The following is a 23,516-nucleotide window of genomic DNA, read 5'->3' as shown; positions in this document are numbered from 1 at the left end:
CATGATTCCAGGAGAAATCCAGGTCGCCGACGGCGACATCGAACTCAATGTCGGTCGCGAAACAGTCAGCGTCAGCGTCGCCAATCATGGCGACCGGCCGGTGCAGGTCGGTTCGCACTACCACTTCTATGAGGTCAACGACGCGCTGGTGTTCGAGCGCCAGCCGACCCGCGGCTTTCGTCTGGATATTCCAGCCGGCACCGCCGTGCGTTTCGAGCCGGGCCAGTCGCGTACCGTGCAGTTGGTGGCTTACGCCGGCAAGCGCGAGGTCCACGGCTTCCAGGGCAAGGTGATGGGCGCGCTGGAGGGCAGGGCATGAGCCGTATTTCCCGCCGGGCCTATGCCGACATGTTCGGCCCCACCGTCGGCGACCGCGTGCGCCTGGCCGACACTGCGCTGTGGGTGGAGGTCGAGAAGGATTTCACGATCTATGGCGAAGAGGTCAAGTTCGGGGGTGGCAAGGTCATTCGTGATGGCATGGGCCAGGGCCAGATGCTCGCAGCCGAAGCCATGGACCTGGTCTTGACCAATGCCTTGATCATCGACCACTGGGGCATCGTCAAGGCCGACATCGGCGTCAAGCACGGGCGCATTGCCGCGATTGGCAAGGCCGGCAACCCCGACGTGCAGCCGGGCGTGACCGTGCCGGTAGGGCCGGGGACCGAGGTGATCGCGGCCGAAGGCAAGATCGTCACCGCTGGCGGTATCGATTCGCACATCCACTTCATCTGCCCACAGCAGGTCGAGGAGGCGCTGACCAGTGGCGTCACCACCTTCATCGGCGGCGGCACCGGTCCGGCCACCGGCACCAACGCCACTACCTGCACACCGGGCCCCTGGTATCTGGCGCGCATGCTCCAGGCTGCCGATACCTTGCCGATCAACATCGGTTTGCTGGGCAAGGGCAATGCTTCGCGTCCGGAGGCTCTGCGCGAACAGATCGCCGCTGGCGCGGTCGGTCTGAAGCTGCATGAGGACTGGGGCTCGACCCCGGCAGCCATCGACTGTTGCCTGGGTGTGGCCGAGGAAATGGATATCCAGGTGGCGATCCACACCGATACCCTCAATGAGTCCGGTTGCATCGAGGACACCCTGGCGGCCATCGGCGATCGTACCATTCATACCTTCCATACCGAGGGCGCCGGTGGCGGCCATGCCCCGGACATCATTCGCGCGGCTGGACAGGGCAACGTACTGCCGTCGTCGACCAACCCGACCCTGCCCTATACGGTCAACACCGTCGACGAGCACCTGGACATGCTCATGGTCTGCCACCACCTGGACCCAAGCATCGCCGAGGACGTGGCCTTCGCCGAGTCGCGCATCCGTCGCGAAACCATCGCCGCCGAGGACATCCTTCACGACATGGGCGCTTTCGCCATGACCTCGTCCGACTCCCAGGCCATGGGGCGGGTCGGCGAAGTGGTGCTGCGGACCTGGCAGGTGGCCCACCAGATGAAGCTGCGCCGTGGCCCGCTGGCACCAGACGGCGCATACAGCGACAACTTCCGGGTCAAGCGCTACATCGCCAAGTACACCATCAACCCTGCGCTGACCCACGGCATCGCCCATGAAGTCGGCTCGGTGGAGGTGGGCAAGCTGGCCGACCTGGTGCTGTGGGCACCGGCGTTCTTTGCGGTCAAGCCAGCCCTGGTGATCAAGGGTGGGATGATCGCTACCGCGCCCATGGGCGACATCAACGGCTCGATCCCGACCCCGCAGCCGGTGCATTACCGGCCGATGTTCGGCGCCCTGGGGGCCGCTCGCCATGCCACGCGCATGACGTTCCTGCCTCAGGCGGCCATGGACCGTGGCCTGGCCGAGGAACTCGGGCTGCGCAGCCTGATCGGCGTGGCTCACGGCTGCCGCCAGGTGCGCAAGGCCGACATGCTGCTCAACACCCTGCAACCGGTGATCGAAGTCGATTCGCAGACCTACCAGGTGCGCGCCGATGGCGAACTGCTGGTCTGCGAACCGGCCAGCGAGCTGCCGCTGGCCCAGCGTTATTTCCTGTTCTGAAGGAGTGAAGATGATCGTTCTGACTCGCCGAATCGAGCGCGCCGACCGCGTCGATGGCACTGTCACCCTGGATGTCGACAGCCGCATCAAGAGTCGCTTGCGCGTGACCCTGGACGATGGCCGCGATGCGGGCCTGATGCTCGAACGCGGGCACTTGCTGCGTGGCGGCGAGCTGCTCGCCGATGCCGAGGGCGGCCAGGTCGTGCGCGTGCTGGCCGCGCCCGAGGCGGTATCCACGGTGCGCTGCGATGACCCGCACCTGCTGGCCCGTGCTGCCTACCACCTGGGTAACCGCCACGTGCCGTTGCAGATCGAGCCGGGCCTGCTGCGCTACCAGCATGACTATGTGCTCGATGACATGCTGCGCGGCCTGGGCCTGACCGTAGAGGCCGAGCAGGCGCCTTTCGAGCCTGAAGCCGGGGCCTACCAAAGTGCACCGCATAGCCACAGCCATAGCCACGACCACCCGTTCGTGCGCCTGCCATCCCACGCCTGATCCTGCTGTTAATGGAGCTTATGATGAAGAAGACGTTCGCCCTTGTCCTGCTGATGGTCGCGCTGCCGGCCTTTGCCCATCCCGGCCACGACGCCAATCCGCTGCACGATGGCCTGCTGCATCCACTGACCGGCCTCGATCACCTGCTCATGCTGTTGGGTACCGGCGTGCTGGCCGCGCTGACCCGGCGTAACCTGGTCCTGCCACTGGCGACCTTGGCCGCGATGTTCGCCGGCGCCGTGTGTGGGCACCTGTTCGGTGATGTGCTGGGTATGGAGAGCATGATCGCTGTGTCGGTGCTGGTCGCTGCCGCCGCCGTCCTGCTGCCCAGCCGCCAATTGCTGCTGGCGCTGGCCATGCCGGTGTTCGCCCTGTTCCATGGCTGGGCCCACGGTGTGGAAGCGACGCCAAGCGCGTTCTGGCAGTTCAGTGCCGGCTTCGTCACTGTCAGCGGCCTGTTGCTCTTGGCTGGCTTTGCCGTCGGTTGCCTGCTGCGCCGCCATAGCGGTCTGCAGAAGGCCTTCGGTGGCGGCCTGCTGGCCGGTGCCGCCGTCGTGCTGGCCGGTTGATGAACAGCGACCTGGCACTGCTGCGCTTGCTGCAGTTGGCCAGCCCCGGCCTGCCGGTCGGCGGCTTCACCTATTCGCAAGGCCTGGAATGGGCGGTGGAGGCGGGCTGGGTGAGTGACACCGGCGCTTTCGCCGCCTGGCAGCGCGAGCAGATGCACGACACCCTGGTCTACCTCGACTGGCCGGTGTTGGCGCGCCTGTACCGGGCCTGCCAGGCCAATGATGCCGAGGCATTCGCTCGCTGGAGCCGATTCCTGCTGGCCAACCGCGAGACCGCCGAACTGCGTCTTGAAGAGCAGCAGCGCGGCGCGGCCTTGGCGCGGATGATCGATGGCTGGCAACTGGGCCAGGAACCGGCCTGGCGCGCCAGTCTGGAGCTGACCCAGCTCGGCGGCATGGCCTGGCTCGGCGCCCATTGGTCGATTCCACTGCGACAGCTCGCCCTGGGCCACGCATTCGCCTGGCTGGAAGGTGCCGTGATGGCTGGCGTCAAGCTGGTGCCATTCGGCCAGCAGGCGGCGCAGACCCTGTTACGTGACCTGGGCACGGAACTGTCCGACCTGCTCGATCAGGCCCTGGCCCTGGCCGACGATCAGCTCGGTGGAGGCTTGCCGTTGCTTGCCATCGCTTCGTCACGACACGAAACCCAATACACCCGTCTATTCCGTTCTTGAGGACTGCCTTCATGCAAAGTTATCAGCAACCCCTGCGCGTCGGTGTCGGCGGCCCGGTCGGTTCCGGCAAGACCGCGCTGCTCGAAGCCCTGTGCAAGGCCATGCGCGATCACTACCAGATTGCCGTGGTCACCAACGATATCTACACCAAGGAAGACCAACGTATCCTCACCGAGGCCGGCGCCCTGGAGCCTGAGCGCATCGTCGGTGTCGAGACCGGCGGCTGCCCGCACACCGCCATTCGCGAAGACGCTTCGATGAACCTTGCCGCGGTAGAGGGTTTGGCACGCAAGTTCGGCAATCTGGAAGTCATCTTCGTGGAAAGCGGCGGCGACAACCTGAGTGCCACCTTCAGCCCGGAACTGGCTGACCTGACCATCTACGTGATTGACGTCGCCGAAGGCGAGAAGATCCCGCGCAAGGGTGGCCCGGGCATCACCAAGTCCGACTTCCTGGTGATCAACAAGACCGACCTGGCGCCCTATGTCGGGGCTTCCCTGGAGGTGATGGAGCGTGACACCCAGCGCATGCGCCCGCAGCGCCCGTGGACCTTCAGTAACCTGAAGAAGGGCGAGGGACTGCAGGCGGTCATCGACTTCATCGTCGAGCGCGGCATGCTTGGCGTCAGGGGGTGAGTGTTCGCTTGGGAGGGGTAGTGCCGCACACATCGAGCGCACGCTTCGCGAAGCGTGCCCTCACCCCCGCCTATCACCCATCAACGCCCACAACCGCGGGTCTTCAAAATCGTCGATCACCAGCCCAGCTCCCGCTGCCAAAAGCCGTTCTTCGGTCTGGGTGGTGGCCAGCCCCACGGTGAAGATCCCTGCCGCACTGGCCGCACGCACTCCTGGCAGCGAATCCTCGAAGGCCAGGGCCTGTTCGGGCCTGGCGCCCAGGCGCTGCAAGCCGGTCAGGTACGGCAGGGGGTCGGGCTTGGGCCGGGCCAGCTCTTCGGCCACCAGCACGTGCTCGAACTGCGCGCCCAGGCCCATGGCTGCGAGCATGTGCTCGGCATTCAGGCGCGGCGCATTGGTCACCACGCACATGCCCATCGCCTGAGCCTCGGCATAGGCCAGCAAGCGCAGCAGTCCCGGCATCGGAGCCAGCACCGGCGCCAGTTCGCGGAACAAGGCCTCCTTGCGCGCGGCCAGGGCCGCGCATTCGGCGGCGCTGGCGGCGGGAAACAACTCGGCGAACAAGGCGCCGTTGGCCCGACCGCTGACCTGTGCATCGAACTGCGCCTGGGTCAGCTCACGGCCGTCATAGTCATGCAGCAACTGGCGGAAGGCCTGCAGGTGCAGGGTATCGGTATCGGTCAGGGTTCCATCGAGGTCGAACAGCAGGGCGGTCAGCATCAGGCATCCAGGCAAGAAAAACACAACACCCTGGGATGATAACCAAAGCAGCCGATGAAGGGGGCTGTTCAGTGTGTTCCGAAAAGAGTACAAATGTACTCCATGGACATACTGACCCCAAAACGCCGGGCAATCCTCGGCTTCATTCGCGAACGCATCGCCGACCATGGCCAGTCGCCAAGCCTGGCCGACATCGCCACGCGCTTCGGTTTCGCCTCGCGCAGCGTGGCACGCAAGCACATTACGGCGCTGTGCCAGGCCGGTTATATAGACGTCACCCCCAACCAGGCGCGCGGTATCCGCCTGGCCGAGCCATTGCGCCGTCCGGAAATCCTCGAAATCCCGGTGCTGGGGCAAGTCGCCGCCGGTGCGCCGATCGGTCCCGACTTGGGTATCCACGAGCAACTGTTGCTCGATCCCAGCCTGTTCCGGCGTACCCCCGACTACCTGCTCAAGGTGCGCGGCGACTCGATGATCGATGACGGCATCTACGACGGCGATCTGGTGGGCATTCTTCAGCAAGCCGATGCGGGTGACGGCCAGATCGTGGTTGCCCGCCTGGATGGCGAGGTCACTATCAAGCGCTTGCAGCGCCAACCTGGCGGTTATCGGTTATTGCCGCGCAACCCGGCCTATGCCCCGATCGACGTCGGTCCAGAACGCGACTTCTGCATCGAAGGCGTCTTCTGTGGCCTGTTGAGGCGTGACTGATGGGCGCGGTCGTCGACCTGGACCGGCTGCTCGACCAGCGCCAGGTATGGCGTGGTCGGCAAGCCCAGGCCCGGCCCCAGGGACTGCAGCCTACCGGGCACGCCGCGCTCGACGAGCGCTTGCCCGATGGCGGCTGGCCCGCTGCTGCGCTGACCGAACTGCTCCTGGCCAGCCCCGGTTGCGGTGAGCTGCACCTGCTCTGGCCCTCGTTGGCACGGCTCAGCGCCGAGGGTGGCCGGGTGGTGCTGGTGGCGCCTCCTTTCGTGCCCTACGCGCCGGCCTGGCAGGCCGCGGGGGTGGACCTGCGCTGGCTGGTGCAGGTGGACGCCCAGCAGGCCGATGCCTTGTGGGCTGCCGAACAGTGCCTGCGCTCGGGTAGTTGCGCTGCGGTGCTGTGCTGGCCGGAGCGTGCCGACGACCGCGCGTTGCGACGCCTGCAGGTGGCGGCCGAAACCGGCCAGGCCCTGGCTTTCGCCTGTCGTCCGCAACAGGCTGCGCACAATCCGTCGCCGGCTGCATTACGCGTTGCCATCGACGCCCGTCCGGCGCAATGGCGAGTGCTCAAGTGCAGGGGCGGCCTGCCGCCGGCCGGGGCCATCCCCAGCCCAGGGCGGGGCTGATGCAGCATGCTCTGGGCCTGTATTCTCCTGCCGCAGTTGGCGCTCGACTCGGTCCTGCGCGAACGCCCCGACCCCGATAGTCCGCTGGTACTGGTCAACGGGCCGACCCAGCGCCGCGTCTTGCAGGCAGTCAATCCGGCCGCCCGGGCCTTGGGCCTGCGTGCGGGGCAGACACTTACCGCAGCCCGTGCGCTGGCCGATGGCTTCGCCTGCGTAGAGGTCGAGCCGGCGCGCATCGAGCAACTGCAACAGTTGCTGGCGGCCTGGGCCTACCGATATAGCGCCCAAGTCAGCCTGCATTATCCCCGTGCCTTACTGCTCGAGGTGGGTTCGAGCCTGCAATTGTTCGGTCCCTGGCCTACCTTCGAGGCACGGCTGCGTCAGGAACTGACCGAGCTGGGACTGCGCCAGCGCATCGTGTTGGCCACCAATCCGGTTGCCGCACGTATGCTCGCCAATGGTCACGATGGCCTGGCCCTGACCTGTCCGCAGCAGACCCGCGAGGCACTGGCGAGCATGCCCATCGAGCGTATCGGGCTGCCAGGTGATGCCGCCGAGGCCTTTTCACGCATGGGGTTGTGCCGGCTCGGTGAAGTCCTGGCCTTGCCCCGCGACGCTCTGGCCAAGCGCTTTGCCGCCAAGGTGCAGTTACATCTGGACCAGTTGCTCGGCCTGCGCAGCCTTGGACTGGACTTCTACCAGCCGCCGGACCGCTTCGAGGCTCGGCTCGAACTGAATTTCGACGTCGAGTCGCATCAGGCGCTGTTGTTCCCGCTGCGCCGTCTGCTCAATGACCTGGCGGCCTTTCTGGCCGGGCGCGACTGTGGCGTGCAGCGATTTTGCCTGCACCTGGAGCATGCCGAGGGGGCAGACACCTTGCTCAAGGTCGGGTTGCTGGCGGCCGAGCGCGATGCGGCGATGTTGTTCGAGCTGGCACGAGGGCGGCTCGAACCTCTGCAGATTCCGGCGCCGGTGCGTAATCTGCGCCTGGTAGCCGATGACCTGCCGGCCTTCGTGCCGCAGCACAGGGCGCTGTTCGATCCGCGTGCCCAGCAGTTGCAGCCCTGGGAGCAATTACGAGAGCGCCTGCGGGCTCGGCTTGGCGATAACGCCGTCAAAGGCCTGCGCGCCGAAGCCGATCATCGTCCGGAGTGTGCCTGGCAGGCGGCGGAGCAGGGCGGCCAGGGCGCGTTGGCGGTGCTGCCGGGCAGCCGACCTGGTTGGTTGTTGCCGACACCGCTGGCATTGGGCGAGGGTGGCCATCGCCTGCTCGGGCAGGCCGAACGGATCGAGTCCGGCTGGTGGGACGGTGGCGATGTGCGGCGCGATTACTACCGCATCGAAACCCGCGAAGGATTACGCGGCTGGGCCTATCAGGACCTCGCGGCGCCGGGGCCGTTGTGGCTGCAAGGATGGTTTGCATGAACAGCGTGGACTATGCCGAGCTGCATTGCTTGTCCAACTTCAGCTTCCAGCGCGGCGCATCGAGCGCCGACGAGTTGTTTCAACGTGCCCGCGAGCAAGGCTACCAGGCCCTGGCGATCACCGACGAATGCACCCTGGCCGGGATCGTGCGGGCCTGGCAGGCGGCCAGGGAGCACGGGCTACGGTTGATCGTCGGCAGCGAGGTGCGCGTGCACGGCGGGGCGAAACTGGTCCTGCTGGTGGAGAACCTGGCCGGCTACCAAAACCTCTGTGCCTTGATCACCCGGGCCCGGCGTCGAGCGGAAAAGGGCGATTACCAATTGCTGGCGGACGACCTGCAAGCACACCATCAAGGCTTGCTGGCGCTGTGGGTCGCCGACCCCGACAGCGATATCAGCGCAGGCCGGTCCTTGCTGACACTGTTCGGCGAGCGCTTGTGGCTGGCCGTGCACATGCACCGCGGCAGTGACGATCCGCAACGCCTGGCACGTGTGCGCATGCTGGCGGCGCAGTTGGGCATCCGCGCCGTCGCCTGTGGCGATGTGCACATGCATGTGCGGGGGCGCCGCGCTCTGCAAGATTGCATGGCTGCCTTGCGCCAGCACTGCGCCGTGGCCGAGGCGGGGCGCTTTCTGTTCGCCAATGGCGAGCGCCATCTGCGCAGCCGCGAGCAACTGGCCGAGCTCTATGCGCCAGACCTGCTGGCCGAGACCCTGGCGATCGCCGAGCGCTGCCAGTTCGACCTCGGCGAGCTGAAATACCAGTACCCCCGCGAACTCGTGCCCGAAGGCCATACGCCGGCCAGCTGGTTGCGCGAACTGTGCCAGCGTGGGTTGCCCATGCGCTGGCCGCAGGGCGCGAGCGACAAGGTGCGTGCGGTACTCGAAAGTGAGCTGACGCTGATCGAGGAACTGGGGTACGAAAGCTATTTCCTAACCGTCCACGATATCGTTGCCTACGCTCGCAGTGAGCATATCCTCTGCCAGGGGCGTGGCTCGGCGGCCAATTCGGTGGTCTGTTTCGTGCTGGGGATCACCGAGCTCGACCCCATGCAACACCGCCTGTTGTTCGAGCGATTCCTGTCCCGTGAGCGCAACGAACCTCCGGACATCGACGTGGACTTCGAGCATGATCGACGCGAACAGGTGATCCAATACGTGTTCCGTCGTTATGGCCGGCATCGCGCCGCGCTCACAGCGGTGGTCAGCACCTATCATGCCGCCGGCGCGGTGCGCGATGTGGCCCGTACCCTGGGGCTGCCTGCCGACCAGGTCGATGCCCTGGCCAAATGTTGCGGGCGTTGGAGCGACCGCATTCCCGATGCAGCGCGCTTGGCAGAGGCCGGTTTCGAGGCCGACAGCCCTTCTTTGCGGCGCATCCTGGTGCTGGCAGGGCAGTTGATCGGTTTTCCCCGACACCTCTCCCAGCACCCGGGCGGTTTCGTCATCAGCGAGCAGCCGCTCGACCAACTGGTCCCGGTGGAAAACGCGGCGATGGCCGACCGTACGGTTATCCAGTGGGACAAGGACGATCTCGATATGGTCGGCCTGCTCAAGGTCGATGTGCTGGCCTTGGGCATGCTCAGTGCCTTGCGCCGTTGTTTCGAACTGGTGCAACGCCATCGTGGGCGCAGCCTGACGCTGGCCAGCATTCCCGCCGAGTGCCCGGCCACCTACGCGATGATCGGCCGCGCCGAGACCATGGGCGTGTTCCAGATCGAGTCGCGGGCGCAGATGGCCATGCTGCCACGGCTCAAGCCGCAGACGTTCTATGACCTGGTCATCGAGGTGGCGATCGTGCGTCCTGGGCCGATCCAGGGCGACATGGTTCATCCGTACCTGCGCCGGCGCCTGGGCGAGGAGCCGGTCAGCTATCCGTCGGCGGCGCTCGAAGCCGTATTCGAGCGGACCCTGGGCGTGCCCTTGTTCCAGGAGCAGGTCATGGAGCTGGCCATGGTCGCCGCCGACTACAGCCCCGGCGAAGCCGACCAGTTACGCCGCAGCATGGCCGCCTGGAAACGTCATGGTGGTCTTGAGCCGCATCGCCTGCGGCTGATCCAGGGCATGTTGCGCAATGGCTATGAACAGGCCTTCGCCGAGCGGATCTTCGAGCAGATCAAGGGGTTCGGCAGCTATGGCTTCCCCGAGTCCCATGCCGCCAGTTTCGCCTTGCTGTGCTATGCCAGCAGTTGGCTGAAGTGCCATGAGCCGGCGATCTTCACCTGTGCGCTGGTCAACAGCTGGCCGATGGGGTTCTACAGCCCCGATCAGTTGTTGCAGGAAGCACGTCGTCAAGGGATCAGGGTGCATCCGGTGGATGTGTTGCACAGCGAGTGGGATTGCACCTTGGAGCCAGACCCAACGGGGGACCTCGCGATCCGCCTGGGGCTGCGGCAGATCCGTGGCTTTGCCGAGGGCGATGCGCGGCGCCTGGAGCAGGCGAGGGCGCAGCGCCCCTGGCGCGATGTCGAGGACCTGTGCCTGCGGGCCGGGCTCGACAGTCGTGCACGCGCTCGTCTGGCCGATGCGGGTGCCTTGCGCGCACTGGCCGGTAATCGCCACCAGGCGCGCTGGCAGGTGGCGGCGGTGCAGACGCAATTGCCGCTGTTCGCGCAGGTGGAACCGACGGCGGAAGTGGCAGTGGCGCTACCACCCCCCACGATCGCCCAAGACCTGTTTGCTGACTACCACACCCTGGGGACCACCCTGGGGCCGCATCCGTTGAAACTGCTGCGCGCCCGCCTGCGTGCACTGGGTTGCCGCAGTTCGGCGGAACTGGCCGGGCTGGGGCATGGCGATGCCATCGCCGTGGCCGGTCTGGTGGTTGGGCGCCAGCGTCCACAGACCGCCAGCGGAGTGACCTTCGTCACCCTCGAAGACGAATTCGGCATGCTCAACGTGGTGGTCTGGCGCGACCTGGCCGAACGGCAACGGCAGGCGCTGGTGGGTTCGCAACTGCTCAAGGTGAGCGGGCGCCTGGAGCAGGAGAACGGCGTGCGCCATTTGATCGCACGCCGGCTCGAGGATATCAGCGCATTACTCCAGGGGCTGGATGTGCGCAGCCGGGATTTTCACTGAAGCCACCGATCAGACCATCGCCAGATGCTGCTTGCGCGTCGGCGCCGGAAACGCCCGGTCGATGGCGCGCAGATCCTCGCTGGTCAAGGTCAGAGCACCAGCCGCCGCATTCAGGCGAACGTGTTCCGGGGAAACCGCCTTAGGGATGGCGATCACGTCCTCGTCCCGGGTCACCCAGGCCAGAATCACCTGCGCCGGGGTGGCCCCGTGGCGCTTGCCGATCTCGGCCAGGACGGGATGGTGCAACAATTGGCCGGCCTGGGCCAGCGGGCAATAGGCCATGGTCGGTATGGCGTGGTTGCGACTCCAGGGCAGCAGGTCGAACTCGATACCGCGCTGCGCCGGGTTGTACAGCACCTGATTGGTGGCGCACGGCAGGTCCTGCAGTTCACGCAAATCATCGGTGTCGAAGTTGGAAACGCCCCAATGGCGAATCTTGCCTTGCTCGCGCAGACGCTCGAAAGCTTCGACGGTTTCTTCCAGCGGATAACGGCCGCGCCAGTGCAGCAAGTACAGGTCGATGCAGTCGGTTCCCAGGCGCTCGAGGCTGCGCTCGCAGGCGGCTGGCACGCCGCGCAGGCTGGCGTTGTGGGGGTAGACCTTGCTGACCAGGAACACTTGGTCACGGCGGCCGGCGATCGCCTGGCCGACGACTTCTTCGGCACCGCCCTCGGCGTACATTTCGGCAGTGTCGATCAAGGTCAGCCCCAGTTCGATCCCCTGTTGCAGGGCCTTGACCTCGGCAGCTCTGTGGTCAGGGTCCTCACCCATGTACCAAGTTCCCTGGCCGATGGCCGGAACCCGCTCTCCTGCCAGTTTCACGTAGCGCATGTCACCTCCGGTATGCGGATATGGGTCAATAGAACTTCCAGCAGCGCCTGTGCTGCAGTGGACAGCGTATGGTCGCTCAGCGCGATGACACCGATGCGCCGTTCGACGATCGGCTCGACCAGCTTCACGCAGCGGGCGCCCAACTCCTGCATCTGGTTGATGCACAGTGCCGGCACCGCGCTGACGCCCAGGCCGCTGGCGACCATGCGGCCGACGGTCGCCAACTGATGGCTCTCGAACGCAACCGTGAGCTTGCCATGGTGTAACCCGACGTTCTGTTCCAGTAGCAGACGCACCGCCGATGGGCGCTGCAGGGCGACGAAATCCTCGGCCAGCAGTTGTGTCCAGGTGATGTGGGGCAGTTGCGCCAGCGGGCAGTCGGCTGGCACCACCGCGACGAAGCGGTCGTTGTACAGCGGATGGAAGTGCAGCCCCTCGGCGTTGTCCGGCTCGAAGCCGATACCCAGTTCGACGCGCCGGTGGCGCACCAGTTCCAGTACCTGCTCGTTGATCACATCGTGGACGGTGACGTTGACCTTGGGATAGCGCTGGCGAAACACCTTGAGCCCATGCGGCAACAGATTGCCGGCGAAGGCCGGCATGGCCGCTACCGACACCCGGCCCAACTGCAGCGTGAAGCGCTGGCGGAGCATTTCTTCGGTGTCGTCCCAGTCGGCCAGCAGCCGTCTGGCCAAAGGCAGCAACACTTCCCCCTCGGTGGTGAGGCTGACGCTACGGGTGGTCCGGGTCAGCAGGGCGCCGCCGAGGTTTTCCTCGAGGGCCTTGATGGTCAGGCTCAGCGCCGGCTGCGAGACATGCAGGTGCTCGCCGGCTTGGGCGAAGCTCTGGTACTTGGCCACGGTGACGAAGGCGCGCAGTTGCTTGACGTTCATGGCAGGCCCAATCGTTGTTTTGTAAAAGTTATTAATCGATGATTAAAACAAAATTAACAAATCAGTCGCCAGCGGTGAAGATGCCTGCACACGCTCGCCGACAGCCTCGTCGGTTAAACAACTACAAAAGGCGGATCAGCATGGCCGGACTGGACAAGCGCGTAGCAACCTATGAAGAGGCCCTCGAGGGCCTGACCGACGATATGACGGTGCTGGCCGGGGGCTTCGGCCTGTGCGGCATCCCAGAGAACCTCATCGCCGAGATCAAGCGGCGTGGCGTTAAGGGCCTGACGGTCGTGTCCAACAACTGCGGCGTCGACGGCTTCGGCCTTGGCGTGCTGCTCGAGGATCGGCAGATCCGCAAGATGATCGCTTCCTACGTGGGTGAAAACGCTGAGTTCGAGCGCCAGTTGCTCAGTGGCGAGCTGGAAGTCGAGCTCACCCCACAGGGCACCCTGGCCGAGAAGATGCGCGCCGGTGGCGCTGGCATCCCAGCCTTCTTCACCGCCACCGGCTACGGCACGCCAGTGGCCGAAGGTAAGGAAGTACGCGAGTTCAAGGGGCGCCAGTACATCCTCGAAGAGTCCATCACCGGTGATTTCGCCATCGTCAAAGGTTGGAAGGCCGATCACTACGGCAATGTCGTGTACCGCAACACCGCTCAGAACTTCAACCCGTTGGCTGCCACCGCCGGCAAGATCACTGTGGTCGAAGTCGAGGAAATCGTCGAGCCCGGCGTGCTGCTGCCCAGCGAGATCCACACCCCTGGCATCTTCGTCGATCGGGTGATCGTCGGTACCTTCGAAAAGCGTATCGAAAAGCGCACTGTCAAGGCCTGAGCGCCATCCATCAGAACAACAAAGAGATCCTGACCATGGCACTGACCCGCGAACAGATGGCCCAACGCGTTGCCCGCGAACTCAAGGACGGTTACTACGTCAACCTCGGCATCGGCATTCCTACCCTGGTGGCCAACTATGTCCCCGCCGACATGGATGTGATGCTGCAGTCGGAAAACGGCTTGCTTGGCATGGGCGAGTTTCCCACCGAAGGGACTATCGATGCCGACATGATCAATGCTGGCAAGCAGACCGTGACCGCGCGCCGCGGCGCCTCGATCTTCGACTCGGCGCAGTCGTTCGCCATGATCCGCGGTGGCCATGTCGATCTGACCGTGCTGGGCGCCTTCGAGGTCGATGTGCACGGCAACATCGCCTCCTGGATGATCCCCGGCAAGCTGGTCAAGGGCATGGGCGGGGCGATGGACCTGGTGGCCGGTGCCGAGAACATCATCGTCACCATGACCCATGCGTCCAAGGACGGTGAGTCCAAGCTGCTGCCCCAGTGCAACCTGCCGCTGACCGGCGCTGGTTGCATTCGCAAGGTACTGACCGACCTAGCCTATCTGGAAATCGAAGACGGCGCATTCATCCTGCGCGAGACTGCCCCAGGGGTCAGCGTCGAAGAAATCATCGAAAAGACTGCCGGCAAGCTGATCGTGCCAGACGATGTGAAGGAAATGACCTTCTGATTACACGGGCCGCAGGCTAACCCTGTGGGAGCGGGCTTGCCCGCGAATGCGTCGGTGATTTCACCTCTGCATTCGCGGGCAAGCCCGCTCCCACAGGGTTTTCGTGTTTAGCTTCAATCTGCGTTCAAATCGATAAAATCAATAAAAGGAAGATGTTGTGGCCGCTGAAATTCAAGACAGCCGCTCCGCCCGCTTTGCTCTGCGCTGTTCCAACTGGGCCGAACGCTGGTTCCCCGACTCCTGGGTGTTCGCTGCCTTGGCGGTGCTGCTGGTATGCATCGGTGCCCTGGCCATGGGCGCCAAGCCCCTCGACACTGCCAAGGCATTTGGCGATGGCTTCTGGAGCCTGATTCCCTTCACCATGCAGATGGCCTTCGTGGTCATTGGCGGCTATGTGGTCGCCAGCTCGCCGCCGGCAGCGCGATTGATCGACCGTCTGGCGCGCATACCGCGCAACGGCCGCTCGGCAGTATGCTGGGTGGCGCTGATCTCGATGCTCGCCTCGCTGCTCAATTGGGGCCTGTCGCTGGTCTTCGGCGGGCTGCTGGTGCGTGCCTTGGCGCGTCGTACCGACCTGAAGATGGACTACCGCGCCGCCGGTGCCGCGGCCTACCTGGGCCTGGGTGCGGTATGGGCGTTGGGCTTGTCTTCCTCGGCTGCACAGTTGCAGGCCAACCCGGCCAGCCTGCCACCCTCGATCCTGTCCATCACCGGGGTTATCCCATTCACCGAAACCATATTCCTGTGGCAGTCCGGTGTGATGCTGGCGGCGCTGGTACTGGTCTCGCTGGTCATCGCCTATGCCACCGCTCCAGGGCCGAACAGTGCGCGTAGCGCTCAGGACTGTGGCGTCGACCCGAGCTTCACCGCACCGCCAGCGCCCAAGCGCACCCGTCCAGGCGAATGGTTGGAGCACAGCCCGCTGTTGATCCTGTTGCTGGTGGTGCTCGCTGGCGGCTGGCTGTACCAGGAGTTCGCCACCAAGCCGGCGATCACCGCCATTTCCGGGCTGAACACCTATAACCTGCTGTTCATCATGGCCGGTGCCTTGCTGCACTGGCGTCCGCGCAGCTTCCTCGATGCGGTGGCGCGCGCCGTGCCAACCACCACCGGGGTGCTGATCCAGTTCCCGCTGTATGGTTCCATCGCGGCCATCCTGACTCAGGTCAAAGGCCTCGACGAGCAGACCCTGGCCCACCACATTTCGCTGTTCTTCACCCAGATCGCCACCCACGACACCTATGCCGTGCTGATGGGGGTGTACTCGGCGGTGTTGGGCTTCTTCATTCCCTCCGGTGGCGGCAAGTGGATCATCGAAGCGCCCTACGTGATGTTGGTGGCCAATGACCTGCAGTACCATCTGGGCTGGGCGGTGCAGATCTACAACGCCGCCGAGGCGCTGCCAAACCTGATCAATCCGTTCTACATGCTGCCACTGCTGGGTGTCCTGGGTCTCAAGGCCCGCGACCTGATCGGCTTCTCGTTCGTGCAGTTGTTGGTGCATGTGCCCTTGGTGCTGGTGCTGTTGTGGGCATTGGGGGCGACATTGCAGTATGTGCCACCGGTAATGCCATGAATTGAGAAAGGAGGAGGGCGATGATCGAGGTGTCACGGTTCTGGCGAGACGCGACATTGCCCTTCGTCGAAGCGCGCCGCGTGGGCGATGGAAGGCAGGTGTGCTATGCCGCCCACTCCCACGAAAGCTTCTCCATCGGCGTCATAACCGGCGGGCGCAGTACCTATCTGAGCGGCGAACACCAGAGGGAAGTGGGAGCCGGGACCACGGTACTGATGAACCCGGGTGTGGTGCATACCTGCAACCCCCTCGCTGGCCAGGGCTGGTCATATCTGATGCTGTTCGTCGACATGCCCTGGTTGCAGGCGCGGGGTTTCAACCTGCCAGGGCAGACATGGAGTGACTCGGCGCCACTTTACAGTCGCATGCTGCAAATGTTCGCTGACCTGTTCGATGGTGGAATACCGGACAGGCAAGCGCGGTTGGCTGATTTCTTTGCCGAACTGCCTAGCTATCTGCGTCCAAGCCATCGACCCGATCCGGTCGAACACCCGCAGTTGGACGCGGCTGCCGCGTTCATTCGGGCTCACCGAACCGACCCATTGGTCCTGGAAGACATCTGCGCTGCCAGCGGTTTGTCGCGTGCCTACCTGATCCGGGCGTTCAGGCAACGCTTTGGCCTGACTCCGCACTGCTATCTGCTGGATCAGCGCGTGCAGCATGCCAGAGCCTTGCTACGCGGCGGGCTGCCCATCGCCGAGGTGGCATTGGCGTCCGGCTTTGCCGACCAGGCGCATCTGCAGCGGGCTTTCAAACGACATCTGGCAACGACGCCTGGGCATTATCGCGGGGCCACTGCTCGGGCAATGCCGGGACATGCTTCATCCGAGCACCAGATAGACGGTACTCAGCACCAGTAGTCCCGCCAATCCTCGATTCAGCCACCGCAGGTAGCGAGGATCCCTCAGGTAGTGCCGGATGACACTGCCTGCCCAGGCCCAGCAGGTCACCGAAAGGAAGCAGATCGGTGCGTAGATCCAGGTGAACAACCACAACAGCGAGTGTTCACCGCCGGTATAGGCCCCAACGCCCGCCACTGCTGCCAGCCAGGCCTTTGGGCTTAACCACTGCATCGCAGCCCCGTGCCAGGCCGACGGTGCTGGCTGCCGGCCTGTGCTGTCTAGTTCGCCGGTATCGTTGGCCAGCTTCCACGCCATGAACAGCAGAAAGGCCACGCCCCCCCAATGCAGGGCCAACCCGAACACTGGCCACTGCTGGAGTAGGGCATGCAAGCCCAGACCGGACAACACCAGTAGCAGGCAAAACCCCAATGTTGCGCCAGTGACATGCCCAAGACTCTTGCGCAGACCATGGCTGGCACCGCTGGCAAGGGCGACGACATTGACCGGTCCGGGGGAAATGGAGGCGGCCAGTGCAAAGGTGGCCATGGAAAGCGAGAGGCTCATCGAACGATCCTGGGAAGTGAACGGGGGCCACCATCGTGCGGCTGATTCTGGAGACGGTATTGAACAAAAGTCCCTCAAGGGCCTCGCTTACAGGTTTTGTAATAGTTTCCCACTATCGGTAAAAACCACAGTGCTTGTAGGATCAACTTCCCAATTTGCTATCAAGGTCCCTATGAGCACCTTCGCGGAGCCCCCCAGTTTCTGGTCGTCCTGGCCATCCTCCCCCCGTCTTCGTGACGCCGCACACGTGAGTACCCGCTAATGGAATGGCTAGCCGACCCCACGGCCTGGCTGGGCCTGCTGACGCTTATCGTCCTCGAGCTGGTACTGGGTATCGACAACCTGGTGTTCATCGCCATCCTCGCCGACAAGCTGCCGCCTCATCAGCGCGACCGCGCTCGGGTGATTGGTCTGAGCCTGGCATTGATCATGCGCCTTGGCCTGCTGGCCAGCATCTCGTGGATGGTCACGCTGACCGCGCCGTTGTTCGAAGTGTTCGACAAGAGCTTCTCAGGCCGTGACCTGATCATGCTGTTCGGCGGTGTGTTCCTGCTGTTCAAGGCGACCATGGAGTTGCACGAACGCCTCGAAGGGCATATCACCCAAGCCAGCGGTGCAGTGCGCCATGCCGCGTTCTGGCCAATCGTGGCGCAGATCGTCGTGCTCGATGCGGTGTTTTCGCTCGATGCGGTGATTACCGCCGTGGGCATGGTCGAGCACCTGTCGCTGATGATGATCGCCGTGATCTTCTCGATCGGCATCATGATCGTTGCCAGCAAGCCGCTGACCCGCTTCGTCAACGCCCACCCGACGGTGATCATGTTGTGCCTCGGCTTCCTGATGATGATCGGCTTCAGCCTGACCGCCGAAGGCCTGGGCTTCCATATTCCCAAGGGCTACCTGTACGCGGCCATCGGCTTCTCCCTGCTGATCGAGCTGTTCAACCAGTTGGCCCGTGCCCGCCGCAAGCGGAGTCTGCAACAGCACAAGCCGCTGCGGGAACGTACCGCGCACGCCGTGTTGCGTCTGCTCGGCGGGCGCCGGGTAGAGGCCGACGAAGTGGGCGAGGACATCGCTGACCTGGTCGAAGGAGGCGAAGAACAGGTGTTGTTCGACCGCCGTGAGCGCGTGATGATCAGTGGCGTGCTGAACCTGGCCGAGCGGCCAATTCGCACGGTCATGACCACCCGTACCGAAGTCGACGTGATCGAGCTGGCACAACCGCCTGCAGCCATCACCGAGGCCCTGGCCAACTCGCCATACTCGCGCCTGCCGCTGATTCGCGATGGCCGTATCGATGAACCATTGGGCTTCGTGCACAAGAAGGAACTGCTCAAGGAACTCCTGTCGGGCAACCAGCCGGACCTCGAGCGCATGGCACGGGCACCGTTGAACCTGCTGGAAAGCTTCAGCATCCTCAACGCTCTTGAGCAGATGCGCAGTCAGTCGACGCACATCGCCTTCGTGGTCAACGAGTTCGGTGACTTCACTGGCCTGCTGACCATGACCGACATCCTCGAATCGATCGCCGGCGAGTTGCCGGATGCCAGTGAGGTGGAAGGCCCGGCGATCGTCGAGGAAGGTGGAGAATTCGTCGTCAGTGGTGCCTTGAACCTCAGCCAGGTGCAGGCGCGTACCGGGTTCAGCGCCCGGGCCACCGAGGATTACCAGACCCTCGCGGGCCTGGTGATGAGCCTGCTCGACCGCCTGCCGATAGTCGGCGATCGCCTGGCCTGGAACGGTTGGACCCTGACCGTCGTAGCGGTAGAGGAGCGGCGGGTCCGCCAGGTGCGCCTTACACCGAGCGCCGGCGCTGACGCAGCAGGTGCTTGATGCCTTCGAGCACCAGCACCAGCACCGCGGCCCAGATCGGCAGGTAGGTCAGCCACTGATCGGGGCCGATGGTGGCGCCGAGCAGCAGTGACACACCGACCAGCAGCACCGGTTCCACGTAGCTGAGCAGTCCGAACAGACCGAAGGGCAGTTGGCGGCTCGCCAGCACGTAAGCGATCAGGGCCAGTGCGCTGATCGCTCCCAGCAGTGGTATCAGACCGTACAGGCCTGGGTGCGCGGCGAGATCGGCGCTGCCAAGTGGGCCCTGGATCACGAAATACAGGGCCCACGGCAGCAGCAGGCACATGTCGCACCACAGCCCGCCCAGATGGTCGGTACGGCAGCGGCGGCGCAGGACGAAGTAGATCGGATAGCCCGTCATCACCAAAAGGGTTTCCCAGGCAAAGCTGCCATGCTGGTAGAGCTCGTGCCCCACCCCAAGGGCTGCGCAGCAGACTGCCACGGTCTGCAGGCGCGAGAGGCGTTCTCCGTATACCAGCCGTCCGGTCATGACCATCGCCAGCGGTAGCAAAAAGTAACCCATCGACACTTCCAGGCTGCGTCCATGCAGCGGCGCCCATAGAAACAGCCACAGTTGCAGGCCCATCAACCACGAAGTGCCGAGCATGCCGAACACCAGCATGGGCGTCTGACGCACCCGCGCCAGAAGCCCGCCAACCAGCTTCCAGTCCTTGCTGGCCAACATGAACAGGGTCAGACAGGGAAGCGTCAGCAAAATACGCCAACCGAAGATTTCCTCGCCGTCCAATGGGGTGAGCAGGGAGGTATAGCCGTACATCACAGCGAACAAGCAGGACGCCAGGACCGATGAAACAATGCCTTTTGACACGAATGCCTCTAAACCAGGGGGAGCGGGGAAGTCAGTCGCGCATGATCTCAGGGGGCGCGTCGTGCGGCAACCGTGGGGCATCGGCGCGGGCGGCGAGTGCCTGGAGGAACTCCGCCACCGCCATCGGCTTGGCGAACAGATAGCCTTGTTGGAAGTCGACGCCGTGGCGAGCCAGGTAATCGCGTTGCTGCTCGGTTTCGACCCCTTCGGCGACGGTCTGCAGGCCCAGCTTGCCGGAAAGATCGATGACACTGTCGAGGATGTGCACCGACAGCGCATCGCCGCCGATCATGGCGACGAAGCTCTGGTCGATCTTCAGGTAATCCACCTTGAACTGACGCAAGTAGTTCAGGCTCGACTGGCCTGTGCCAAAGTCATCCAGGGCGATCATCACGCCCAGGCCGTGCAGTTTTTCGAACAGTTCCAGTGTCACCGGGGTGGGTTCGAGCAGCTTGCGTTCGGTGAGCTCCAGGGTCAGCACCACACGGCCAGGCGGGAAGTGCTGAAGGAAGGTCTGGCAGTCGTCGAGCAGGCTGAGGTCTCGGCAATGGTCGGCGGTGATGTTGATCGCTACCCGAAAACCTTCTTCCAGGAGCGCCGCATAGGGCGTCAGCGCCTGCGCGGTGTGCAGCATCAAGGCGCGGGTCATGGCGACGATCTGCCCGCTGTGCTCGGCATAGGGGATGAACAGATCGGGGCGCACCAGGCCTTCGCGCGGGTGGTTCCAACGCATCAATACCTCGATGCCGGCCCAGCGGTAATCACCGGCACGCACCACCGGTTGGAAGTAGGGCAGAAATTCATCGGCTTCCAGGGCCCTGCGCAGTTCGGCACGCGGCGAGGAGGCGCGGCGAATCTGCCAGCGGCAGACCGAGCCTGCCAGGACACCGAGCACCACCAGCAAGCTGATCAGCGCCGGGTATTGGTTGCGCAGCATCCACTCTCCGGCGCCAGCGGCATATCCGCCGTGTACGCTGAACGGGTAGCGAGTCGATCCTTGGGTCGTCGGGGCATTGGCTGCCGGCGCCGGAGTGCCCTCACGAACCACGCCATCCACCCCCATCCAATGCTCGCCGACCTGCAGTTGCTGAATCTGGTGACCACCGATCAGGCGCAAGGCGGTCATCAGGTGTTCCCCGTCCACGGTGGTGATGGCGCCGCGGTCGCCTTCGCTTGCCCGGTAGACCAGCAGTGGATGCCGGGGGGTGATCGAATTGCCATCCATCAGCCAGAGCTTGCCGTCGGTGTAGTCCTCGGCATCGACATGCTCCGCGAAGTCGCCGAACAGCGAGCTGCAATAAAGGTTGTCGTGATCGAACAGATTGGTGGAGCGGACGAAGGCGTTACCGGTCACTTCTCGACGCAGGACCAGTTCGCTGTCCTGACAGGGCTGCCCGGCCAATGGCAGCAGGTTTTCGGCGACCCCGGCCAAGCTGTCGAGGATACGATCGATGTGCTCGACCACCTGCTGCGTGGTGGCCTGGCTGCTGGCCCGCAACTCGTGCTCCACCTGCCAGCGTATGACGGCCAGGCCGCACACCACCGGTAGCACCGCCACTCCCCAGGGCAGCAGGGCACGCCAGCTCCAGCGGGCGGGACGTTTAACCGAAAGGGGCATGCTGACCTAATCTTGTGGTAGGGAACCTGGGCAAGGATAGCCGCTTGTCGCCCGGGGGGGTGAACTAAAACGCGACAAAGCCAATTACGATAGGTAGAATCGATTTACGAATACAACAATAAGGCCCGCGTCGCCGCGGCCACCCACTCGCCGAGAATGCACACGCATGGCCTACCACGGGTTCAAACTCATCATTGGTGACTTCCTCGCCCGCAGTGTCCGAGGTATTCCCTGTTCGCCACCTGTTTCGTCCGATATCCCCAGCAATTAACCATTACCTGGCTGTAGATGAGGACACGAACATGGCAGATCTCTTTGATAACCCAATGGGCCTGATGGGCTTCGAATTCATCGAACTGGCGTCGCCAACCCCTGGTGTGCTGGAACCTGTGTTCCAGATGCTCGGCTTCACCAAGGTGGCCACCCACCGCTCCAAGGATGTGCACCTGTATCGTCAGGGTGGCATCAACCTGATCCTCAACAACGAACCGCGCAGCATCGCCTCCTACTTTGCCGCCGAGCACGGCCCGTCGGTGTGCGGCATGGCGTTTCGCGTCCGCAACTCCCATGAGGCCTATGCCCGTGCCCTGGAACTGGGCGCCCAGCCGGTGGAAATCGAAACCGGTCCGATGGAACTGCGTTTGCCTGCCATCAAAGGCATCGGCGGCGCCCCGCTGTACCTGATCGACCGTCATGAAGAAGGCAGCTCGATCTACGACATCGACTTCAACTTCATCGAAGGTGTCGATCGCCATCCGGTCGGTGCCGGGCTGAAGATCATCGACCACTTGACCCACAACGTCTATCGCGGACGCATGGCCTATTGGGCGGGGTTCTACGAGAAGCTGTTCAACTTCCGCGAGATCCGCTACTTCGACATCAAGGGCGAGTATACCGGCCTGACCTCGCGCGCGATGACTGCGCCGGACGGCATGATCCGCATCCCGCTGAACGAGGAATCCTCCAAGGGCGCCGGACAGATCGAAGAGTTCCTGATGCAGTTCAACGGCGAAGGCATACAACACGTGGCGTTCCTCACCGATGACCTGCTCAAGACCTGGGACGCGCTCAAAGGGTTGGGCATGCGCTTCATGACACCGCCGCCGCAGACCTACTACGAAATGCTCGAAGAGCGCCTGCCTGGACACGGCGAGCCGGTAGATCAACTGCAGGCCCGCGGTATCCTGCTCGACGGCGCCGCCGACGCCGGCGACCAGCGTCTGCTATTGCAGATCTTCTCGGAAACCCTGCTCGGGCCGGTGTTCTTCGAGTTCATCCAGCGCAAGGGTGACGATGGCTTTGGCGAGGGCAACTTCAAGGCACTGTTCGAATCCATCGAGCGTGATCAGGTGCGCCGTGGCGTGCTGAACGTAGACTGATCCCCTTCAAACGCTGCCCTGAACGGTGCGCAAGCGGCGCGGCGACCTGGTCAGGCCCAGGTAGCCGGTCGCACCGGTCATGATGCTCACCAGCGCCAGCGAGGGTAATACCTGCAACATCGACTGGCGCGCCTGGCGTCCGGTATGCCCAGGGCTGTAACTGCCTTGAACGGTGTAGCCGTGCTTGCTGGAGTGGGCGTGCTGGAGAAACTCGCCGCGATAGGCCGGATGGCGGTCATCGTCGCCACGGTGGCCCCAGATGGCTATGCCGGCCAATTCGACTTGAAGCGTCAGGTCGCTGTTGGCCTGGGTGAGGCTTTGCAGGCGCAGGTCGCGTGCCAGTTCGGCCTGCAGGCCGGCCAGTGCCTCGGCTCCGCGATGGCCGGGCATGACCAGCGCCTCCAGTCTGTTGACCTGCATCTGGTCGAGCAGTTGGTCGACCGCCTGCAACGTGTGGGCGACTGACTGGCGTACATTCGCTTCCAGCTGCCTGTCCAACTGCAGCGTCATCACCATGAATCCGAACACCAGCGGCAATACACCGATCGCCACGATCAACGCCGGTGCCAGCAAGCCACGGTGCGCCTTCAGCTCGATCGCCATCGGCCTTTGTCCTCGTATCCAATGAGTGCCCGACACGGGCACCGAAGAGA

The 23,516-nt window shown here is 64.1% G+C and carries 23 protein-coding genes; 16 read left to right on the top strand and 7 right to left on the bottom strand.

Features of this window, described 5'->3' with window-relative positions:
• Position 1: 1 nt before the first annotated feature.
• The 6 genes from E2H86_RS01940 to ureG are packed head-to-tail and all read left to right on the top strand — an operon-like array spanning position 2 to position 4,393.
• Positions 2-319: an urease subunit beta gene (locus tag E2H86_RS01940; protein WP_133324175.1), complete on the top strand. Its 318-nt coding sequence runs from the start codon at positions 2-4 to the stop codon at positions 317-319.
• Positions 316-2,019 carry an urease subunit alpha gene (ureC, locus tag E2H86_RS01935; RefSeq protein ID WP_133324174.1) on the top strand — a complete coding sequence of 568 codons (1,704 nt, stop codon included), beginning with the start codon at positions 316-318 and terminating at the stop codon, positions 2,017-2,019. Before E2H86_RS01940 ends, ureC begins: the two co-directional genes overlap by 4 nt.
• A gap of 10 nt (positions 2,020-2,029) precedes the next feature.
• A complete protein-coding gene (gene ureE / locus E2H86_RS01930) occupies positions 2,030-2,515 on the top strand; it encodes an urease accessory protein UreE (RefSeq protein ID WP_133324173.1) in 486 nt (161 codons plus the stop codon).
• Positions 2,516-2,538: 23 nt separating this feature from the next.
• Entirely contained in the window at positions 2,539-3,084 is a 546-nt protein-coding gene (locus tag E2H86_RS01925) for a HupE/UreJ family protein (RefSeq protein WP_133324172.1), read from the top strand.
• Entirely contained in the window at positions 3,084-3,758 is a 675-nt protein-coding gene (locus E2H86_RS01920; protein ID WP_133324171.1) for an urease accessory protein UreF, read from the top strand. Before E2H86_RS01925 ends, E2H86_RS01920 begins: the two co-directional genes overlap by 1 nt.
• An 11-nt stretch (positions 3,759-3,769) precedes the next feature.
• On the top strand, positions 3,770-4,393 hold the full coding sequence (gene ureG / locus E2H86_RS01915; protein WP_133324170.1) for an urease accessory protein UreG: 624 nt from the start codon (positions 3,770-3,772) through the stop codon (positions 4,391-4,393).
• 60 nt (positions 4,394-4,453) lie between these two features.
• Here ureG and E2H86_RS01910 read toward each other — a convergent pair whose 3' ends face one another.
• The gene (locus E2H86_RS01910; protein WP_133324169.1) at positions 4,454-5,113 is read right to left on the bottom strand and encodes an HAD family hydrolase; all 660 of its coding nucleotides are present in this window, start codon (positions 5,111-5,113) and stop codon (positions 4,454-4,456) included.
• A gap of 93 nt (positions 5,114-5,206) precedes the next feature.
• Here E2H86_RS01910 and lexA point away from each other — a divergent pair, with 93 nt between their 5' ends.
• The 4 genes from lexA to E2H86_RS01890 are packed head-to-tail and all read left to right on the top strand — an operon-like array spanning position 5,207 to position 10,946.
• Complete coding sequence (gene lexA / locus E2H86_RS01905) at positions 5,207-5,824, top strand: transcriptional repressor LexA (RefSeq protein WP_133324168.1); 618 nt, start codon at positions 5,207-5,209, stop codon at positions 5,822-5,824.
• Positions 5,824-6,444 (top strand): translesion DNA synthesis-associated protein ImuA, encoded by a 621-nt coding sequence (gene imuA, locus E2H86_RS01900; RefSeq protein WP_133324167.1) that lies wholly within the window; start codon positions 5,824-5,826, stop codon positions 6,442-6,444. Before lexA ends, imuA begins: the two co-directional genes overlap by 1 nt.
• 6 nt (positions 6,445-6,450) lie before the next feature.
• Positions 6,451-7,869, top strand: coding sequence for a Y-family DNA polymerase (locus E2H86_RS01895; protein ID WP_133324166.1), 1,419 nt, complete (start codon positions 6,451-6,453; stop codon positions 7,867-7,869).
• A complete protein-coding gene (locus tag E2H86_RS01890) occupies positions 7,866-10,946 on the top strand; it encodes an error-prone DNA polymerase (RefSeq protein WP_133324165.1) in 3,081 nt (1,026 codons plus the stop codon). Before E2H86_RS01895 ends, E2H86_RS01890 begins: the two co-directional genes overlap by 4 nt.
• A 9-nt stretch (positions 10,947-10,955) precedes the next feature.
• On the opposite strand, the gene E2H86_RS01885 is transcribed toward E2H86_RS01890, so the two are convergent.
• Both E2H86_RS01885 and E2H86_RS01880 read right to left on the bottom strand, forming a co-directional pair.
• On the bottom strand, positions 10,956-11,777 hold the full coding sequence (locus E2H86_RS01885) for an aldo/keto reductase (RefSeq protein WP_133324164.1): 822 nt from the start codon (positions 11,775-11,777) through the stop codon (positions 10,956-10,958).
• Positions 11,765-12,670 carry a LysR family transcriptional regulator gene (locus E2H86_RS01880; RefSeq protein WP_133324163.1) on the bottom strand — a complete coding sequence of 302 codons (906 nt, stop codon included), beginning with the start codon at positions 12,668-12,670 and terminating at the stop codon, positions 11,765-11,767. The genes E2H86_RS01885 and E2H86_RS01880 overlap by 13 nt, the downstream gene beginning before the upstream one ends.
• Before the next feature lie 140 nt (positions 12,671-12,810).
• Between E2H86_RS01880 and E2H86_RS01875 the strand changes: the two genes are divergently transcribed.
• The 4 genes from E2H86_RS01875 (at position 12,811) to E2H86_RS01860 (ending at position 16,637) form a co-directional block, all read left to right on the top strand.
• Entirely contained in the window at positions 12,811-13,509 is a 699-nt protein-coding gene (locus tag E2H86_RS01875; RefSeq protein ID WP_133324162.1) for a CoA transferase subunit A, read from the top strand.
• Between the two features lie 35 nt (positions 13,510-13,544).
• The gene (locus E2H86_RS01870; protein ID WP_133324161.1) at positions 13,545-14,201 is read left to right on the top strand and encodes a CoA transferase subunit B; all 657 of its coding nucleotides are present in this window, start codon (positions 13,545-13,547) and stop codon (positions 14,199-14,201) included.
• Positions 14,202-14,358: 157 nt separating this feature from the next.
• A complete protein-coding gene (locus E2H86_RS01865) occupies positions 14,359-15,777 on the top strand; it encodes a short-chain fatty acid transporter (protein WP_133324160.1) in 1,419 nt (472 codons plus the stop codon).
• Positions 15,778-15,797: 20 nt separating this feature from the next.
• Complete coding sequence (locus E2H86_RS01860; RefSeq protein ID WP_133324159.1) at positions 15,798-16,637, top strand: AraC family transcriptional regulator; 840 nt, start codon at positions 15,798-15,800, stop codon at positions 16,635-16,637.
• Here the strand turns inward: E2H86_RS01860 and E2H86_RS01855 are convergent.
• The gene (locus E2H86_RS01855; RefSeq protein ID WP_133324158.1) at positions 16,599-17,183 is read right to left on the bottom strand and encodes a LysE family translocator; all 585 of its coding nucleotides are present in this window, start codon (positions 17,181-17,183) and stop codon (positions 16,599-16,601) included. The genes E2H86_RS01860 and E2H86_RS01855 overlap by 39 nt on opposite strands.
• Positions 17,184-17,444: 261 nt before the next feature.
• Here E2H86_RS01855 and E2H86_RS01850 point away from each other — a divergent pair, with 261 nt between their 5' ends.
• A complete protein-coding gene (locus E2H86_RS01850) occupies positions 17,445-19,016 on the top strand; it encodes a TerC family protein (protein WP_133324157.1) in 1,572 nt (523 codons plus the stop codon).
• Here the strand turns inward: E2H86_RS01850 and rarD are convergent.
• Together rarD and E2H86_RS01840 are read right to left on the bottom strand one after the other, a co-directional pair.
• The gene (gene rarD / locus E2H86_RS01845; protein WP_133324156.1) at positions 18,979-19,866 is read right to left on the bottom strand and encodes an EamA family transporter RarD; all 888 of its coding nucleotides are present in this window, start codon (positions 19,864-19,866) and stop codon (positions 18,979-18,981) included. The two genes, E2H86_RS01850 and rarD, sit on opposite strands and share 38 nt — an antisense overlap.
• Before the next feature lie 31 nt (positions 19,867-19,897).
• Entirely contained in the window at positions 19,898-21,484 is a 1,587-nt protein-coding gene (locus E2H86_RS01840) for an EAL domain-containing protein (RefSeq protein ID WP_133324155.1), read from the bottom strand.
• Between the two features lie 302 nt (positions 21,485-21,786).
• On the opposite strand from E2H86_RS01840, the gene hppD reads away from it, so the two are divergent.
• Positions 21,787-22,863: a 4-hydroxyphenylpyruvate dioxygenase gene (gene hppD / locus E2H86_RS01835; protein ID WP_133324154.1), complete on the top strand. Its 1,077-nt coding sequence runs from the start codon at positions 21,787-21,789 to the stop codon at positions 22,861-22,863.
• Positions 22,864-22,869: 6 nt separating this feature from the next.
• Here the strand turns inward: hppD and E2H86_RS01830 are convergent, their stop codons facing one another.
• Positions 22,870-23,466, bottom strand: coding sequence for a hypothetical protein (locus tag E2H86_RS01830; protein WP_133324153.1), 597 nt, complete (start codon positions 23,464-23,466; stop codon positions 22,870-22,872).
• Between the last annotated feature and the right edge of the window lie 50 nt (positions 23,467-23,516).

Origin of the sequence: Pseudomonas putida, assembly GCF_004357765.1 — a bacterium.
GTDB classification, from domain to species: Bacteria; Pseudomonadota; Gammaproteobacteria; order Pseudomonadales; family Pseudomonadaceae; genus Aquipseudomonas; species Aquipseudomonas putida_U.
This window is presented reverse-complemented; position numbering and strand designations above follow the sequence as displayed.

Excerpts from the sequence above, each read along its gene's own strand:
- E2H86_RS01925 (WP_133324172.1), top strand. The coding sequence starts at position 2,539 with ATGAAGAAGACGTTCGCCCTTGTCCTGCTGATGGTCGCGCTGCCGGCC.
- ureE (WP_133324173.1), top strand. The coding sequence starts at position 2,030 with ATGATCGTTCTGACTCGCCGAATCGAGCGCGCCGACCGCGTCGATGGC.
- ureG (WP_133324170.1), top strand. The coding sequence starts at position 3,770 with ATGCAAAGTTATCAGCAACCCCTGCGCGTCGGTGTCGGCGGCCCGGTC.
- imuA (WP_133324167.1), top strand. The coding sequence starts at position 5,824 with ATGGGCGCGGTCGTCGACCTGGACCGGCTGCTCGACCAGCGCCAGGTA.
- hppD (WP_133324154.1), top strand. The coding sequence starts at position 21,787 with ATGGCAGATCTCTTTGATAACCCAATGGGCCTGATGGGCTTCGAATTC.
- E2H86_RS01830 (WP_133324153.1), bottom strand. The coding sequence starts at position 23,466 with ATGGCGATCGAGCTGAAGGCGCACCGTGGCTTGCTGGCACCGGCGTTG.
- ureC (WP_133324174.1), top strand. The coding sequence starts at position 316 with ATGAGCCGTATTTCCCGCCGGGCCTATGCCGACATGTTCGGCCCCACC.
- E2H86_RS01855 (WP_133324158.1), bottom strand. The coding sequence starts at position 17,183 with ATGAGCCTCTCGCTTTCCATGGCCACCTTTGCACTGGCCGCCTCCATT.
- E2H86_RS01850 (WP_133324157.1), top strand. The coding sequence starts at position 17,445 with ATGGAATGGCTAGCCGACCCCACGGCCTGGCTGGGCCTGCTGACGCTT.
- E2H86_RS01860 (WP_133324159.1), top strand. The coding sequence starts at position 15,798 with ATGATCGAGGTGTCACGGTTCTGGCGAGACGCGACATTGCCCTTCGTC.
- E2H86_RS01875 (WP_133324162.1), top strand. The coding sequence starts at position 12,811 with ATGGCCGGACTGGACAAGCGCGTAGCAACCTATGAAGAGGCCCTCGAG.
- E2H86_RS01895 (WP_133324166.1), top strand. The coding sequence starts at position 6,451 with ATGCTCTGGGCCTGTATTCTCCTGCCGCAGTTGGCGCTCGACTCGGTC.
- E2H86_RS01910 (WP_133324169.1), bottom strand. The coding sequence starts at position 5,113 with ATGCTGACCGCCCTGCTGTTCGACCTCGATGGAACCCTGACCGATACC.
- E2H86_RS01870 (WP_133324161.1), top strand. The coding sequence starts at position 13,545 with ATGGCACTGACCCGCGAACAGATGGCCCAACGCGTTGCCCGCGAACTC.
- E2H86_RS01940 (WP_133324175.1), top strand. The coding sequence starts at position 2 with ATGATTCCAGGAGAAATCCAGGTCGCCGACGGCGACATCGAACTCAAT.
- E2H86_RS01880 (WP_133324163.1), bottom strand. The coding sequence starts at position 12,670 with ATGAACGTCAAGCAACTGCGCGCCTTCGTCACCGTGGCCAAGTACCAG.
- E2H86_RS01920 (WP_133324171.1), top strand. The coding sequence starts at position 3,084 with ATGAACAGCGACCTGGCACTGCTGCGCTTGCTGCAGTTGGCCAGCCCC.
- E2H86_RS01840 (WP_133324155.1), bottom strand. The coding sequence starts at position 21,484 with ATGCCCCTTTCGGTTAAACGTCCCGCCCGCTGGAGCTGGCGTGCCCTG.
- lexA (WP_133324168.1), top strand. The coding sequence starts at position 5,207 with ATGTACTCCATGGACATACTGACCCCAAAACGCCGGGCAATCCTCGGC.
- E2H86_RS01890 (WP_133324165.1), top strand. The coding sequence starts at position 7,866 with ATGAACAGCGTGGACTATGCCGAGCTGCATTGCTTGTCCAACTTCAGC.
- E2H86_RS01885 (WP_133324164.1), bottom strand. The coding sequence starts at position 11,777 with ATGCGCTACGTGAAACTGGCAGGAGAGCGGGTTCCGGCCATCGGCCAG.